Raw genomic sequence first — 15,225 nt, 5'->3', positions numbered from 1 at the left:
AAGTGGCTATTAGTGTTTGCTAATGGGGAAAAGTTAGTCGTTGTTGGAAAACATACGGTCTTTGCGTAATGTTCGGCGGGTGAGAATATCGGTAAGATAGCAACGGTCACAAAGCGATCGCCGTCGGCTTGTGCATAGAAAATGGAGGCACTCGCATGAACCGTGTGGAAAAATGGGAACGCCAATCAGAATGTCCAATGGTGATATTGGCGTTAATCTTCCTTGTTTTATACACCTGGGAAGTTATTTGTGAGGTTACTGGCCCGACTCGGTTCACTATTGACGTCGTTATGAACATTATTTGGGGTTTGTTCATTGCGGATTATGCTGTTCGGTTTGTTTTAGCTACGCCGAAACGTCCATGGTTTATCCGAAATTTATTTGATTTAGCTATTGTGCTTTTGCCATTACTACGTCCGCTTCGACTTCTTCGCCTGCTGGCATTCGTCAAGATTTTAGGTCGGAAAGTGAGTATCAGTTTCCGGGGAAAAATTATTGTCTATGCCGTGAGTGCGGTGACGATGCTCGTGTTTATTTCCGCGATTGCAGTTCTTGATACGGAACGGCATGCCCCGGGGACAATGCTTGCGAGTTTTGGGGATGCGTTGTGGTGGGCTTTCGTCACGATCACAACAGTTGGCTACGGCGATCTTTTTCCGGTGACGACGACGGGGCGCATTATCGCCTTGCTGCTCATGGTTGGTGGCATCGCGCTCACTGGTATCGTCACAGCTACGTTAGCTTCATGGATTGTCGAAAATGTTAGTGAAGAATCAGAAGAGCATCAGGCAGCCACGAAAAAAGAAATTGCTGAATTGCGGGCAGAAATTAGGGAATTGAAAAAACTGCTCGTACAAGAGACAACATAGTGATGTGTCCTTAACCGTACGATTCTGGATAGGATGGGCGCATGATGAAGAAAATTGTTTCGGGTGTGATATGTGGGTTGTGCTTGGTGTTGGCAGGCTGTTCGTCTGCCGAGCAAGCGCAATCGGAGACGCCTGCTCATTCCCAGGCCAAAGAAAGTTCCCAACTATCAGAGAAAGACCAAACCCCAATGATTATTGATGTTCGTACCCCAGAAGAGTTTGCCACCGGTCATGTGACCGGTGCTGTTAATTTCGATGTCAACGATGCGAAATTCCAAAATCAAGTCAAAGATTTGGATAAATCTGCAGCATATGTACTGTACTGTCGTTCCGGCCATCGTGCGGAAGGCGCCAAAGGCTACATGGAAAGCATTGGCTTTACTGATGTGAAGAATCTTGGGTCGGTCCAAGAAGCGTCCCAGGAGTTAGGGCTCGACGTCGTCGTCGATAAATAAAGTGTTGATGGAATAAAAGTTGGGGGCGAACTTACGGTTCGCCCCCAACTCTGTTATAAACCTTAAGCCATGTCGACTGAAGATCCGATAAACCATGCTTGTTGTTCAAGCTGACGGATGTAATCGAGCAAAATATCAGCAGATGCTGGATCTTCGGCATCGACCTTCTCGTGGACCTGGCGCATTGTGCCAACTGTAGCGTTGATAGATGCAACAGCGGCAGCTACGGTTTCTTCACTGGTAAGAAGAGTTTCCTTAACAGGTGGCAATGATGTCATTTGCCCAACTGTTTCGGGACGACCGTCTGGAACTAAGTTCACTGCACGCATGCGCTCAGCAATCTCGTCAGAAGCTGCGCGAGCAACTGCGACTACCTCGTCGAGGTAGAGGTGTAGGCCGCGGAAACCGACGCCTACAATATTCCAATGCAACTGCTTGCCCACGAGGGAAAGTGCCGTTACGTCGGTCAATACTTTCTGTAAGCTCTCAGATAGAACAGTGGAACCAGAAAAAGCCTTCGTCATCGTTATTTCCTCTCGTAAAAATTTCTTTGACATTCTCTATTATTGTGCATACTTCCAAGAACGGACGTATTACTTCGCTACTAGGTGAAATGCAGCAACGAATTTTTCTGCCGCGGTGTGGAAAAATGCTGATGTTTCTGGGTTGAGAGTATCTCCGTCATACAACTTATGAACGAAACTGACATAAATTTCTGGTTGCGAAATAATCTGGGCATCCAAGAATGCCAAAACGGTACGTAAATCGCGGTTAGCGCCGAATCCGCCCATAGCTCCAGGAGTAGCAGTGGCAACTAACGTGGGTTTTCCAGCAAAAGTTGTGGCGCCATAAGGACGCGAGAGAATGTCTAGCGCATTTTTTAATACGCCTGGAATGGATCGATTAAACTCAGGGCTAGCGATAATGAAACCGTCACATGAATTTGCGGTGGCGCGTAGGGTTGCCACCGACTCTGGCAAGGTTTCGGGGGTGTCCCACTCCGAGCTGTAGAAAGGGAGATTATCAATTGCGATATCGACGACGTCGAAGCCGTCGGGTAGTTGAGAAGCGAGGTCCTGTGCGATTCTCCGGTTCCAGGAGCCAGTTCGAGTGCTTCCAACGATGACGCCGATTTTTGGCATGGGTGAGCCTTTCTATAGGAACAAAATGCGCTAATTAATGCGCACCAGTGATTATTGCAGAAGCGTGGGCATAAAGAAGAATTGTTGGCGATAAATTTAGCTCTCAGGCGAGCCGGAGTGGTGGAATGGGTGGTTGGTGAAGATTTGCTGGGCGCCATGCCATGAGGTCTATATATTTGTCTACTTGACACTGCTGTTGGGTGAGTTACGTTCGGTGTTTATGTTGATAGTTAGCGAGTTTGAGAGATTGTGAGTTGGATTATGATGATTTGGTTTGACGTTTGGGGTGGGGGTGCGTAAAGTTTTTATCTGTCGCCGGGAGCGCGGTTGTGTTCTTTGGTGGTGGCGCTGGTTTGGTGCGTGGTTGTGACTGGGTGTTTTTGCTTGGTTGTGGTTGTGTGTTAGACTGGTGTGGATAGCCTTCTTGATGGTTGCCTGGCTTTGTTGTTGGGTGGTTGTTGGGTGTGGGTGTGTTGTTTGATATCTCAATAGTGTGTCAGCTTTTTACAATGATTTTTTGTTTGGGAAGCGGATTGTGCTGGTTGCTTTTTTGGTGGCTGGTGTGGTTTGTTTTCTTTTTTATTTTGGATGAGCTAGTTTTGGTTTGTCTGTTTTGTTGAGTCTGTTTTTGGGCTTTTCGAACGTGTATTGATTGGATGCCTTTTTGTTGGGTGTTTGGTTTTTGTTTGGAGAGTTTGATCCTGGCTCAGGACGAACGCTGGCGGCGTGCTTAACACATGCAAGTCGAACGATGAAGCCCTAGCTTGCTGGGGTGGATTAGTGGCGAACGGGTGAGTAATACGTGAGTAACCTGCCCCCTTCTTCGGGATAAGCCTTGGAAACGGGGTCTAATACTGGATATTCTGCTTCTGCCGCATGGTGGGGGTTGGAAAGGGTTTCTGGTGGGGGATGGGCTCACGGCCTATCAGCTTGTTGGTGGGGTGATGGCCTACCAAGGCGTCGACGGGTAGCCGGCCTGAGAGGGTGACCGGCCACATTGGGACTGAGATACGGCCCAGACTCCTACGGGAGGCAGCAGTGGGGAATATTGCACAATGGACGCAAGTCTGATGCAGCGACGCCGCGTGGGGGATGAAGGCTTTCGGGTTGTAAACTCCTTTTAACACTGAACAAGGCGTAAGTTGAGGGTAGGTGTTGAATAAGCGCCGGCTAACTACGTGCCAGCAGCCGCGGTAATACGTAGGGCGCGAGCGTTGTCCGGAATTATTGGGCGTAAAGAGCTCGTAGGCGGTTTGTCGCGTCTGCTGTGAAAGACCGGGGCTTAACTCCGGGGCTGCAGTGGGTACGGGCAGACTAGAGTGCGGTAGGGGTAATTGGAATTCCTGGTGTAGCGGTGGAATGCGCAGATATCAGGAGGAACACCGATGGCGAAGGCAGGTTACTGGGCCGTTACTGACGCTGAGGAGCGAAAGCATGGGGAGCGAACAGGATTAGATACCCTGGTAGTCCATGCCGTAAACGTTGGGCACTAGGTGTGGGGCCTATTTCCATGGGTTCTGTACCGTAGCTAACGCATTAAGTGCCCCGCCTGGGGAGTACGGCCGCAAGGCTAAAACTCAAAGGAATTGACGGGGGCCCGCACAAGCGGCGGAGCATGCGGATTAATTCGATGCAACGCGAAGAACCTTACCAAGGCTTGACATACACTGCGACATGCTAGAGATAGTGTGGCCTTCGGGGTGGTGTACAGGTGGTGCATGGTTGTCGTCAGCTCGTGTCGTGAGATGTTGGGTTAAGTCCCGCAACGAGCGCAACCCTTGTCTTGTGTTGCCAGCACGTTATGGTGGGGACTCACGAGAGACTGCCGGGGTTAACTCGGAGGAAGGTGGGGATGACGTCAAATCATCATGCCCCTTATGTCTTGGGCTTCACGCATGCTACAATGGCTGGTACAGAGGGTTGCGAGCCTGTGAGGGTGAGCGAATCCCTTAAAGCCAGTCTCAGTTCGGATTGGGGTCTGCAACTCGACCCCATGAAGTCGGAGTCGCTAGTAATCGCAGATCAGCAACGCTGCGGTGAATACGTTCCCGGGCCTTGTACACACCGCCCGTCACGTCACGAAAGTTGGTAACACCCGAAGCCCGTGGCCTAACCTTTTGGGGGGAGCGGTCGAAGGTGGGATTGGCGATTGGGACGAAGTCGTAACAAGGTAGCCGTACCGGAAGGTGCGGCTGGATCACCTCCTTTCTAAGGAGCTGCCTTACACCTGGTTTTATTTGTTTGATTGTGGGTGTGCTGATGCCTTTGTTGGTGTTGGTTTGGTGGTTTTTAGTGGAAAATTTTTTTGTTGTGGGAAGTTGGCATGCTGTTGGGGTGTGGGGTAATACTCCGTGCTGCCTGTGGATGATTGATGGCCTGTGTGGTTGTTGGTTGTTTGTGGTGTTGGTGTGGTGGTTGAGAATTGTATAGTGGACGCGAGCATCTTTGGTTTTTTGTAAGTGTTCAAGAGCGTTCGGTGGATGCCTTGGCATACGGAGCCGATGAAGGACGTTGTAGCCTGCGATAAGCCTCGGGGAGTTGGCAAACGAGCTGTGATCCGGGGGTGTCCGAATGGGGGAACCTGGCCAGAGTTGTTTCTGGTTACCAGCATCTGAATGTATAGGGTGTTTGGGGGTAACGCGGGGAAGTGAAACATCTTAGTACCCGCAGGAAAAGATATTCTGTGAGTAGTGGCGAGCGAAAGCGGATGAGGCTAAACCATGCGCGTGTGATAGCCATCGGGTGTTGCGTGTGTGGTGTTGTGGGGCCATGTTTGACCTTGCCGATGTGGGGTCGGGTAGTGATAAATGCTAGCGTGTAGACGAATCAGTTGGGAAGCTGGACCGTAGACGGTGAGAGTCCGGTAGTTGTAATGTGTTAGCCTGCCTTATGTGGTGCCCGAGTAGCACGGGGCCCGTGAAATCCCGTGTGAATCTGCACAGACCACTGTGTAAGCCTAAATACTCCGTGTGACCGATAGTGTAGTAGTACCGTGAGGGAATGGTGAAAAGTACCCCGGGAGGGGAGTGAAATAGTACCTGAAACCGGACGCTTACAATCCGTCAGAGCCTCCTTGGTAGGGGTGATGGCGTGCCTTTTGAAGAATGAGCCTGCGAGTTAGTGGCATGTAGCGAGGTTAACCCGTGTGGGGGAGCCGTAGCGAAAGCGAGTTTTAAAAAGCGGTTTTTAGTTGCATGTTCTAGACCCGAAGCGGGGTGATCTACCCATGGGCAGGTTGAAGCACGTGTAAGAGCGTGTGGAGGACCGAACCCACTTCAGTTGAAAATGGAGGGGATGACCTGTGGGTAGGGGTGAAAGGCCAATCAAACTCCGTGATAGCTGGTTCTCCCCGAAATGCATTTAGGTGCAGCGTCGTGTGTTTCTTATCGGAGGTAGAGCGACTGGATGGCCGATGGCCCTTATCGGGGTACTGACGTCAGCCAAACTCCGAATGCCGGTAAGTTAGAGCACGGCAGTGAGACTGCGGGGGATAAGCTTCGTAGTCGAGAGGGAAACAGCCCAGACCGCCGGTTAAGGCCCCTAAGCGTGTGCTAAGTGGGAAAGGATGTGGAGTTGCTGTGACAACCAGGAGGTTGGCTTAGAAGCAGCCACCCTTGAAAGAGTGCGTAATAGCTCACTGGTCAAGTGATTCTGCGCCGACAATGTAGCGGGGCTTAAGTACACCGCCGAAACCGCGGCAATGAAATTTTTTTTGTTTTGTTGGGTAGGGGAGCGTCGTGCGTGAGGTGAAGCAGCACAGGTGACTGGTTGTGGATTTCGTACGAGTGAGAATGCAGGCATGAGTAGCGAATGACGGGTGAGAATCCCGTCCGCCGAATAACTAAGGGTTCCAGGGCCAGGTTCGTCCGCCCTGGGTTAGTCGGGTCCTAAGGCGAGGCCGACAGGCGTAGTCGATGGGCAACCAGTTGATATTCTGGTACCGGCGAAAGACCGTCCGTGTTGAATCGTGGGATACTAACCATCCGAGCTATGGTTCCTTCCTTCGGGTTGGGGTTGTGGTGAGCGTGGGAACTGATCGCGTAGTAGGCAAGCGTGTTAACAGGGGTGACGCAGAGTGGTAGCTTCGCGTGGCTAATGGCTTGCCACGTTTAACAGCGCAGCCTGTTTCCTAGGTAAATCCGGGAAGCGTGTAGGTGAGGCTGGATGATGACCCATTTTTTGTGGGGAAGTAGAGTGATCCTGTGCTGTCGAGAAAAGCCTCGACGTTAGGTCTTAGCCGCCCGTACCCTAAACCGACACAGGTAGTTGAGTAGAGAATACTAAGGCGAGCGAGTGAATCGTGGTTAAGGAACTCGGCAAAATGCCCCCGTAACTTCGGAAGAAGGGGGGCCCGGACCTTGAAGCCTTTTAACAGGCTAGGGGGAAGGGCCGCAGAAACCAGGGAGAAGCGACTGTTTATCAAAAACACAGGTCCGTGCGAACACGTAAGTGGATGTATACGGACTGACGCCTGCCCGGTGCTGGAAGGTTAAGAGGAACGGTTAAAATACTTTTGTGTTTGAAGCTGTGAATTTAAGCCCCAGTAAACGGCGGTGGTAACTATAACCATCCTAAGGTAGCGAAATTCCTTGTCGGGTAAGTTCCGACCTGCACGAATGGCGTAACGACTTCTCCACTGTCTCAACCGCGAACTCGGTGAAATTGCATTACGAGTAAAGATGCTCGTTACGCGCAGCAGGACGGAAAGACCCCGGGACCTTTACTATAGCTTGGTATTGGTGTTCGGTACGGCTTGTGTAGGATAGGTGGGAGACTTTGAAGCGGCCACGCCAGTGGTTGTGGAGTCATTGTTGAAATACCACTCTGGTCGTGCTGGATGTCTAACCTTGGACCATGATCTGGTTCAGGGACAGTGCCTGGTGGGTAGTTTAACTGGGGCGGTTGCCTCCTAAATGGTAACGGAGGCGCTCAAAGGTTCCCTCAGCCTGGTTGGCAATCAGGTGTTGAGTGTAAGTGTACAAGGGAGCTTGACTGTGAGACCGACAGGTCGAGCAGGTACGAAAGTAGGAACTAGTGATCCGGCGGTGGCTTGTGGAAGCGCCGTCGCTCAACGGATAAAAGGTACCCCGGGGATAACAGGCTGATCCTGCCCAAGAGTTCATATCGACGGCATGGTTTGGCACCTCGATGTCGGCTCGTCGCATCCTGGGGCTGGAGTAGGTCCCAAGGGTTGGGCTGTTCGCCCATTAAAGCGGCACGCGAGCTGGGTTCAGAACGTCGTGAGACAGTTCGGTCCCTATCCGCTGCGCGCGTAGGAAACTTGAAAAGGGCTGTCCCTAGTACGAGAGGACCGGGACGGACGAACCTCTGGTGTGCCAGTTGTACCGCCAGGTGCATGGCTGGTTGGCTACGTTCGGGAAGGATAACCGCTGAAAGCATCTAAGCGGGAAGCCTGCTTTGAGATGAGGTTTCCATAAACATTATTGTTTTGTAGGCCCCCTATAGACCATGGGGTTGATAGGCCAGGCGTGGAAGCATCGTAAGGTGTGGAGCTGACTGGTACTAATGGCCAACCATTTACAAAAAAGTTTCCTTATCGTCAGTGTTTTATTATGGAACATGTTGATGGTAATGCTGCTCGCGTCTACTATACGATTCTTGACTCCCACACGTTGTAGTGCGTGTGTGTTATGTCAACCATTTTGACGGTGGTCATAGTGGTAGGGAAACGCCCGGTTACCATTCCGAACCCGGAAGCTAAGCCTACCAACGCCGATGGTACTGCACTCGAGGGGGTGTGGGAGAGTAGGACACCGCCGTCACTTAACGTGATATAAGGGGAGGGTGTTGACGATAAGTCAACACCCTCCCCACACACATACCCACAACCCGCTAGCGTTTACTTAACGCTTACGATATAATGAATTATGGAATTATTCCATGAACAGGGTTGTTACTGAAAAGGCAAAACCTGAGATATGTGCATGCATTTCTCAGGTTTTTGTTTTTACATGACCCATAGTCCATAGAAGTCGTGCCTCCAAAGCGCCTTCAAAGAGGAAGGAACTCTTATGATCTCTCGTACCGTAAAAATCGCATCCGCCGTTGGTTTGCATGCCCGCCCAGCGGCGCTGTTCGCAGAAGCTGCCGAAGAAACTGGCGTTGATTTTACGCTTACACTCGACGGTGAAGAAGCAGACGCTGCGTCAGTTCTCGATGTGATGTCACTTGGCGCGCAGCACGGCGATGAAGTAACACTGTCCACACAGGACGATTCAGCAACAGACGCACTTGAAAAACTCGCAGGGTTGCTCGAAACTGATCTGGACGCGTGAGTCTATGACTGTCGAACACCGAGTTCTGCTCGGCATTGGGGTATCAGCTGGTACAGCACACGGAGCAATCGCCGTCGTTTCGCCAGCCCCAACTGTTGACCCAAACGAGCCAAAAACTACCGACGTCGAAGCTGCTACTGAGACTGTTTCCCAAGCGCTGGAATCCGTCTCAGACATGCTCTATGAACGAGCTGAAAATGCGTCTGAAAAGGCCCAGGAAATCCTGAAAGCTACCGCCAAAATGGCACACGATCGAGGGTTGAAAAAAGCAATTGTCAACGAACTCAAAGGTGGTGCTGGAATAACCCGCGCCATCACGGATGCCGTGCAAAAATATGTCGATATGTTCATCAAACTCGGTGGATACATGGCTGAGCGGGCAACTGATCTCTATGATGTACGTGATCGAACAATTGCCGTCGTACGTGGACTACCGATGCCGGGCATTCCACAATTGACCGAGCCATCGATTATCGTTGCCCGCGATCTCGCACCCGCCGAAACAGCAACACTAGACCCTGACTTTGCGCTGGGAATTGCTATTGCAGAAGGCGGACCCACCAGCCATACCGCTATTTTAGCTGCCCAGTTGGGTATTCCAGCAGCAGTGAGAGTCGGACAGATTCTCGAACTTGCTGGACCTGCACAAGAACAGGGCGCAAAAATCGCGATTGACGGTGGTGTCGGTGAAGTAATTATTGCTCCTTCCGATGAAGATATCGCTCTATTGAAAGAACGCTCCGAACGGCGCGAAGCTGCACTTGCTGATTCCCACGGGATCGGTTTGACATATGACGGTCACAAGATTGCGCTTCTTGCCAATATTGGAACAGCAGAAGACGCACAGCGGGCAGCTGAATACGATGTTGAAGGCGCCGGTCTTTTCCGTACCGAATTCCTCTTCATGGGCCGGGAGAGTGCACCGAGTGTTGCTGAACAAACTGAGGTATATACCCAGGTATTCCGTGCTTTCGGAGATCGCCGCGTCACCGTTCGAACTCTAGATGCCGGAGCAGACAAGCCATTAAAGTTTGCCGATTTAGGCGAAGAAGAGAATCCTGCATTAGGTCGGCGTGGAATTCGCCTGACACGAATACGCGAAGACCTCATGGATGCGCAACTTGAAGCTCTTGCAGCCGCACAAAAAGCAACTGGAGCGGACGTGAGAGTTATGGCGCCGATGATCGCAACAACCGAAGAAGCCAAATGGTTTGCCGATAAAGCACATGCGGCCGGCTTAACATCCGTTGGTGTCATGATTGAAGTTCCAGCAGCAGCTATCAACGCGGCAACGATCTTGTCGCATGTAGATTTCGCCTCGATCGGTACCAACGATTTAGCGCAATACACGATGGCAGCTGATCGCATGCAAGGCGAACTCGCCAGCTTGTTGGATGTGTGGCAACCTGCAGTCCTACGTATGATCCGCAAGGCCTGCCAAGGCGGTACTGCAACAGGTAAATACGTTGGAGTATGCGGTGAAGCAGGTGGCGATCCACTACTTGCCCTCGTACTTACCGGACTAGGCGTCCAATCGCTTTCGATGGCACCACCAAAAGTCGGAGCAGTACGTGTTTCACTTAAGCTTCACGACCTTTCCACGTGCCAACAAATGGCCGCGTATGCGTTAGACGCCCCAACGGCAAAAGACGCACGTGCAGCTGTAGAAGCACTGGTTCATCCTGACGTGAAGTTCCTCATGTAAATAGTGCCCAAAAGAGGGGCGGGACAGTAATATTTGAACTGTCCCGCCCTTCTTTTTGATAAAGCAATAGTTTAACGCATAGAAGTCACACGAGAAATATGTAGGGCAAGATAGGCCTTCTCATTAGAATTTAATTCTTGGCCCAACCGCAACGATACCAACTGTCCGATACTTTCGGCACATGCATACTCTTGCACCAAACTATGGCGAATAGTATCGCCAATAGTGGTCGTATCATCATCAAGTTGCTTCCCTTGAATAATACGTAAAAATAAATAACGCATATGAGTAATCAACCGAGCAGTATTAATACTTGTTTGATCCAAACGAACATCAAAAGATGCTCCAATTAAATCAATAATTTGTTGGATGAGGCCAGTCATCGTATAAGTTTGAGCTAAGTCCCCGGCAGCAAAACCAGCATTAACGAGATGCAAAGCAACCGCAATACTTTCGTGTGCCGGCAACTGTTCATCGCCATCGGCTAATAACAACTCATTAAGTTTATTGAGGAAAGTAACAGCTTCGCGGTATTCACTTTGATAAAGATGTTCAACTTCTGCTTGCAGTGGATAGTGCAGAATCTGGCCAGTCTCTCGCCGCCGTAAGGCAAGATCAATATGATCGCATAAACTAATGAAAAGAGTGGGACTAGATAGTTGCTCTTCAGTAAAATTTGCTGCAACCATCGCCCGGTAAACAAGATCTCGCACGTTGTGACGTAACTGAGCAATCAGTGTTCCCACGTGATCAGGATCGCGGCCATCAACAGGAACGAAGACCCGGGCAATAAGATCAGAATTGATCTCTTGCCCGGGAGCGGTTTTAAAACCGACGCCCCGGCCCGTCACGATGACCTCACGGCCAGAATCTTGACGGGCCAAGACGACGTTATTATTAAAGATCCGCAGAACCTTCATACCTGTCCTTAACGTTGAGTTGTCACACCCGGCGTTAAGACAGTAGCATAATCAGCCAGTACTGGGGTGACAGCTGCGAAAGCACGCGTATTAGTGACCGTGACGATCACCGAAGTTGCGTAACCTGCAGCGGCGACTTTCTTAAAGTCTACCTCGACGAGAGGCGTTCCAGCAGTAATATGCTCACCCTTAGAAACCTTGACGGTGAAACCATCACCCTTCATGTTGACTGTATCGATGCCGACATGAACAAGAACTTCGGTTCCATCGTCAGATTTAATTCCGTAGGCGTGGCCAGACTTTGCCACCGAAGATACGGTACCCGAAATCGGCGCAACAACCTCAGAAACACCCATGGGATTTAAGGTTGGGATTACGGCGAAACCTTCACCCAAAGCGCGTGATGCGAAAACCTTATCGCCAGCTTCATCAAGAGAAATAACTTGGCCTTCAATTGGTACACCAACCGCGTTATCTGGCAAAGCCACGATCGTCTTCTTATTCGACGGACGCTCGTCGCGGGGGCGGTAATCGAGCATGATAACAGCCAACATGGAAGTAAAGAATGCGACTGTGATAGCGATAAGATAAACCCAGGCTGGGTTGAATACCGAAATAGTCAACAAAGAAGTGAAGACGAAGGCGTTCGTTGTTACGCCACCGTATGGCAAGCTCAAAATTGCGATCGTCACGCCACCAGCTAAACAGCCAGCCAGCAAACGAGAGTAGATCATCTTAAAGCGCAAGTGGATACCGTAGAGTGAAGGCTCTGAAATACCACCAAATAGGCCAGCGGCTAACGCACCCGAAGCGGTCTGACGCATCGTGTTGTCCTTATCCTTAATAGCTAAGAAGAGGACGCCAGCAGTGGTACCGAAACATGCGAAATTCCATGCACCCATAGGGCCTTGAATGAAATCGTAGCCGAGGGTCTGGATATTAACGAGCATCATTGCGTTCAACGGCCAATGTAGACCGAGTGGAACGAGGAATGGGTAAATAAGTGGAATTGCGATAGCGAAGATGAATGGCGCAGTAGCGTTCATCCAGGCAAGCCCAGAGCCAAGACCGTTACCGATCCAGATGCCCAATGGGCCAATGAGGAATGCGGTCAATGGAATAACAACGAGCATAGAAATAAATGGTACAAAGACCATCTGAACATTGCTTGGAATAATCTTCTTCAAGTTGTGGTAGATCAAGGCAAGAACTGGAATCATCATCAATGGGACGAAGACGTTACCAGAGTAATCTGGCAGTGTCAGTGGCAAGCCGAAAACGTCGATAGAACACGTTGTTTGCTTAATTGCTGCGTTCTCCACACACTGTAGTGCAGAAAATGCCTCCGGATTAGACAGCTTGAGGAAATCTGGAGTAAGGAAAGCGGCCATGATAGTCGCACCTAGCCACGGATCAACCTTGAGCTTCTTAGCGGCGTTAAACGCTACCATGATTGGCAAGAAGTAGAACACTGAATGCCACATGGCGTCAACGAATACCCAGCCAGGTGCTTTATCGGCTGCTCGGAAGTCGACAACATGGAGAGCGTCGAGGACCGCCGCAAAAGCGATAATCAGGGATGCGCCCAAGAGCACGCCAAGAATGGGACGGAATGAATCGGAAAGGTATTCGAAGAATGTATCAAGCCATGCAGACTTACCGCGCGTCTTCGCACGTGCGGCAGCCTTAATCTCATCATCAGATTTAGCATTCGAACTGGTCTTAGCCATGTCCGGAAGTCCATTGATTGCGCTGTACATAGATTCGACGGCGCCGCCAACAATAACCTGATAACGATCCCCGGACTGTGGCATTGTGCCAAGAACTTCCGGGATTTTTTCTAGATCTTCTTGGCTTACTAACGAAGCGTCAGAAAGCTCGAAACGCAAACGTGTTGCGCAGTGGGTCAGCGAGTTAATGTTTTGTGGCCCGCCAACAGCATCGATGATACTGCGCGCGCTCGTTTTTATAGACATCTTCGTCCTTCTCATTTGCCGGAAATAAATAAAGACTCAAGAGCGCGTTAAAGCGCCGCTTGAGTCTTGCCTAAAAAGTTGCAACCTCTATAGATGTTTCTATAATACGAACTCAAGGAACACTGAGTCAAGTATCTGTCAATATTAGTTATAGATTGTGGAATAGAACTAGGCTATAGATGACGATAACTGTTGGAAGGTGAAACAACGTGACGGATATGACCACGCAACCGATTACCGACGAATTAGTGCGCCGATTCTTTCGGTACGCGGCGATCTCTAGCCAGTCAGATGCAAGTGCAACACGGGTGCCTACCAGCCCTGGGCAACTTCGTCTTGCGCGGCTGTTAGCCAAGGAACTCGCAAGTATCGGAGCAATCGACGTCGTTATCGATGATCATGCGTGTCTCACGGCTCGTTTTCCCGCAACGATGCCTGGCCCAGCAATTGGGTTTTGTGCGCACTTAGATACCGTCGACGTTGGTTTGTCACCAGAGATTAAACCTCAGATACGTGAATTTACCGGCCATCCGATAACTCTCGGACATGGGCAGATCCTTGATCCAGCGCAATATCCAGTGCTCGATAACTATATCGGCCAGCCCATTATCTGCACAGATGGTACTTCCGTTTTAGGCTCTGATGACAAAGCCGCACTGGCTTCCATCATGACTGCATTATCCCGGTTATCACATGTTGCCCATCCCGAAATAGTCGTTGCTTTTGTTCCCGATGAAGAAATTGGGTTACGCGGTATTAAGACGCTCGATTTAGCACGTTTCGACGTCGACGCCGCATATACCGTCGATTGTGAAGGACAAGCAACCTTCGCCTACGAAACTTTCAATGCCGGACAAGCAGTAGTGACAATTACCGGAGTGAGCGCTCATCCGATGTCTGCAAAAGGAGTGTTAGTTAATCCAAATCTTGTGGCCTACGACCTTATCTCATTTTTTGACCGTTCCCAAACGCCAGAACACACGGAAGGAAGAGAAGGCTACATTTGGGTTCAAGGCATTGATGGCAATCAGGCTCGAACCGTTGTCACATTAAATATTCGCGATCATGACAAAGCTATCTATCAGGCGCGTAAAGACGAGATTACGACGGCGGTTAGGCGCCTTCAAGACCTTCATCCGCGTGCGAAAATTAACTGTGAGATAACGGATGTATATGGCAATATTGCTGATTCTTTAAGTCCTGATACGCAATGGGTGGTTGATGATATGCGGGCCGCAATACGGGCTACCGGATGTGAACCGACGGCGATCATCATGCGCGGCGGAACTGACGGGTCTTATTTGTCTACTCGAGGAATTCCCACACCTAACCTATTTACTGGCGGATTCAATTTTCACTCAGTTCACGAATTCTTACCTGTTGAAGAATTCCACAGGTCCTATCAGACGATATGGGTGTTGATGACGCGCAGTTTTACCAGCTAGGACAAAATTTTTAGCTGGAACGGGTAGTAGTGTAGCCGGCCCTGATTGACTGCGGAAAAAGCTTTCAGATGATGCCATAACGTCAAAATGACACTCGCAAGTATCATCGCTATCCCGAGTGGAATCAGAATAATAGTGAAACATACTGCGATACCAGCAAACCACAGTATCCACATACCGATATTGAAATTGAACGAATCGGCAGCCGCGTGACGAACAAAAGAACTCTTGTCTTTTTGTAATCCCCAAATAAGAAGTGGACCGAGGAAAGAAAGAGAATTAGCAGAAATAAGCATAGCGATAATAGCGGATAGATGAGCAAGTTTAGCCCAAGTCCGCTCGTCGTCGGTCACTGAGCTAATAATCATTCCATCGTCATAAAGCTCATCGTACATATTGTTATACATCGTTTATTCT

General features: G+C 50.1%; 10 protein-coding genes and 3 rRNA genes. 8 read left to right on the top strand and 5 right to left on the bottom strand.

Features of this window, described 5'->3' with window-relative positions; genetic code table 11:
* Nucleotides 1-155 precede the first annotated feature (155 nt).
* Together HC352_RS07565 and HC352_RS07560 are read left to right on the top strand one after the other, a co-directional pair.
* Nucleotides 156-869: a potassium channel family protein gene (locus HC352_RS07565; protein WP_168918299.1), complete on the top strand. Its 714-nt coding sequence runs from the start codon at nt 156-158 to the stop codon at nt 867-869.
* A 41-nt stretch (nt 870-910) separates the two neighbouring features.
* Nucleotides 911-1,324, top strand: a complete 414-nt coding sequence (locus HC352_RS07560) for a rhodanese-like domain-containing protein (protein WP_211080657.1) — start codon at nt 911-913, stop codon at nt 1,322-1,324.
* Nucleotides 1,325-1,386: 62 nt separating this feature from the next.
* On the opposite strand, the gene HC352_RS07555 is transcribed toward HC352_RS07560, so the two are convergent.
* Nucleotides 1,387-1,848 (bottom strand): Dps family protein, encoded by a 462-nt coding sequence (locus tag HC352_RS07555; protein ID WP_369801236.1) that lies wholly within the window; start codon nt 1,846-1,848, stop codon nt 1,387-1,389.
* A 69-nt stretch (nt 1,849-1,917) separates the two neighbouring features.
* Nucleotides 1,918-2,466 carry an NADPH-dependent FMN reductase gene (locus tag HC352_RS07550; RefSeq protein WP_168918298.1) on the bottom strand — a complete coding sequence of 183 codons (549 nt, stop codon included), beginning with the start codon at nt 2,464-2,466 and terminating at the stop codon, nt 1,918-1,920.
* A 683-nt stretch (nt 2,467-3,149) separates the two neighbouring features.
* On the opposite strand from HC352_RS07550, the gene HC352_RS07545 reads away from it, so the two are divergent.
* The 5 genes from HC352_RS07545 (at nt 3,150) to ptsP (ending at nt 10,467) form a co-directional block, all read left to right on the top strand.
* Nucleotides 3,150-4,674: ribosomal RNA gene (locus HC352_RS07545) — 16S ribosomal RNA — on the top strand.
* A 245-nt stretch (nt 4,675-4,919) separates the two neighbouring features.
* Nucleotides 4,920-8,012, top strand: a 23S ribosomal RNA gene (locus HC352_RS07540).
* 119 nt (nt 8,013-8,131) lie between these two features.
* Nucleotides 8,132-8,249: ribosomal RNA gene (rrf, locus tag HC352_RS07535) — 5S ribosomal RNA — on the top strand.
* Together the 16S, 23S and 5S rRNA genes form the textbook arrangement of a ribosomal RNA operon.
* A gap of 249 nt (nt 8,250-8,498) precedes the next feature.
* A complete protein-coding gene (locus tag HC352_RS07530; RefSeq protein WP_168918297.1) occupies nt 8,499-8,762 on the top strand; it encodes an HPr family phosphocarrier protein in 264 nt (87 codons plus the stop codon).
* 4 nt (nt 8,763-8,766) lie between these two features.
* Nucleotides 8,767-10,467, top strand: a complete 1,701-nt coding sequence (gene ptsP / locus HC352_RS07525) for a phosphoenolpyruvate--protein phosphotransferase (RefSeq protein ID WP_168918296.1) — start codon at nt 8,767-8,769, stop codon at nt 10,465-10,467.
* A gap of 71 nt (nt 10,468-10,538) precedes the next feature.
* On the opposite strand, the gene HC352_RS07520 is transcribed toward ptsP, so the two are convergent.
* Together HC352_RS07520 and HC352_RS07515 are read right to left on the bottom strand one after the other, a co-directional pair.
* Nucleotides 10,539-11,387: a PRD domain-containing protein gene (locus HC352_RS07520; protein ID WP_168918295.1), complete on the bottom strand. Its 849-nt coding sequence runs from the start codon at nt 11,385-11,387 to the stop codon at nt 10,539-10,541.
* Nucleotides 11,388-11,395: 8 nt separating this feature from the next.
* Entirely contained in the window at nt 11,396-13,363 is a 1,968-nt protein-coding gene (locus tag HC352_RS07515) for a glucose PTS transporter subunit IIA (RefSeq protein WP_168918294.1), read from the bottom strand.
* A 218-nt stretch (nt 13,364-13,581) separates the two neighbouring features.
* Between HC352_RS07515 and pepT the strand changes: the two genes are divergently transcribed.
* On the top strand, nt 13,582-14,808 hold the full coding sequence (pepT, locus tag HC352_RS07510) for a peptidase T (protein WP_168918646.1): 1,227 nt from the start codon (nt 13,582-13,584) through the stop codon (nt 14,806-14,808).
* On the opposite strand, the gene HC352_RS07505 is transcribed toward pepT, so the two are convergent.
* Nucleotides 14,805-15,215 (bottom strand): DUF4870 domain-containing protein, encoded by a 411-nt coding sequence (locus tag HC352_RS07505; RefSeq protein ID WP_247645183.1) that lies wholly within the window; start codon nt 15,213-15,215, stop codon nt 14,805-14,807. The two genes, pepT and HC352_RS07505, sit on opposite strands and share 4 nt — an antisense overlap.
* Nucleotides 15,216-15,225: the final 10 nt, after the last annotated feature.

The sequence above is a fragment of the Arcanobacterium buesumense genome (assembly GCF_012563545.1).
Taxonomy (GTDB): Bacteria; Actinomycetota; Actinomycetes; order Actinomycetales; family Actinomycetaceae; genus Arcanobacterium; species Arcanobacterium buesumense.
This window is presented reverse-complemented; position numbering and strand designations above follow the sequence as displayed.

Bases quoted from the DNA above. Each gene is read 5' to 3' on its own strand.
- HC352_RS07530 (WP_168918297.1), top strand. From the start codon at position 8,499: ATGATCTCTCGTACCGTAAAAATCGCATCCGCCGTTGGTTTGCATGCC.
- HC352_RS07515 (WP_168918294.1), bottom strand. From the start codon at position 13,363: ATGTCTATAAAAACGAGCGCGCGCAGTATCATCGATGCTGTTGGCGGG.
- HC352_RS07560 (WP_211080657.1), top strand. From the start codon at position 911: ATGATGAAGAAAATTGTTTCGGGTGTGATATGTGGGTTGTGCTTGGTG.
- HC352_RS07565 (WP_168918299.1), top strand. From the start codon at position 156: ATGAACCGTGTGGAAAAATGGGAACGCCAATCAGAATGTCCAATGGTG.
- HC352_RS07505 (WP_247645183.1), bottom strand. From the start codon at position 15,215: ATGTATAACAATATGTACGATGAGCTTTATGACGATGGAATGATTATT.
- HC352_RS07550 (WP_168918298.1), bottom strand. From the start codon at position 2,466: ATGCCAAAAATCGGCGTCATCGTTGGAAGCACTCGAACTGGCTCCTGG.
- HC352_RS07520 (WP_168918295.1), bottom strand. From the start codon at position 11,387: ATGAAGGTTCTGCGGATCTTTAATAATAACGTCGTCTTGGCCCGTCAA.
- HC352_RS07555 (WP_369801236.1), bottom strand. From the start codon at position 1,848: ATGACGAAGGCTTTTTCTGGTTCCACTGTTCTATCTGAGAGCTTACAG.
- ptsP (WP_168918296.1), top strand. From the start codon at position 8,767: ATGACTGTCGAACACCGAGTTCTGCTCGGCATTGGGGTATCAGCTGGT.
- pepT (WP_168918646.1), top strand. From the start codon at position 13,582: ATGACCACGCAACCGATTACCGACGAATTAGTGCGCCGATTCTTTCGG.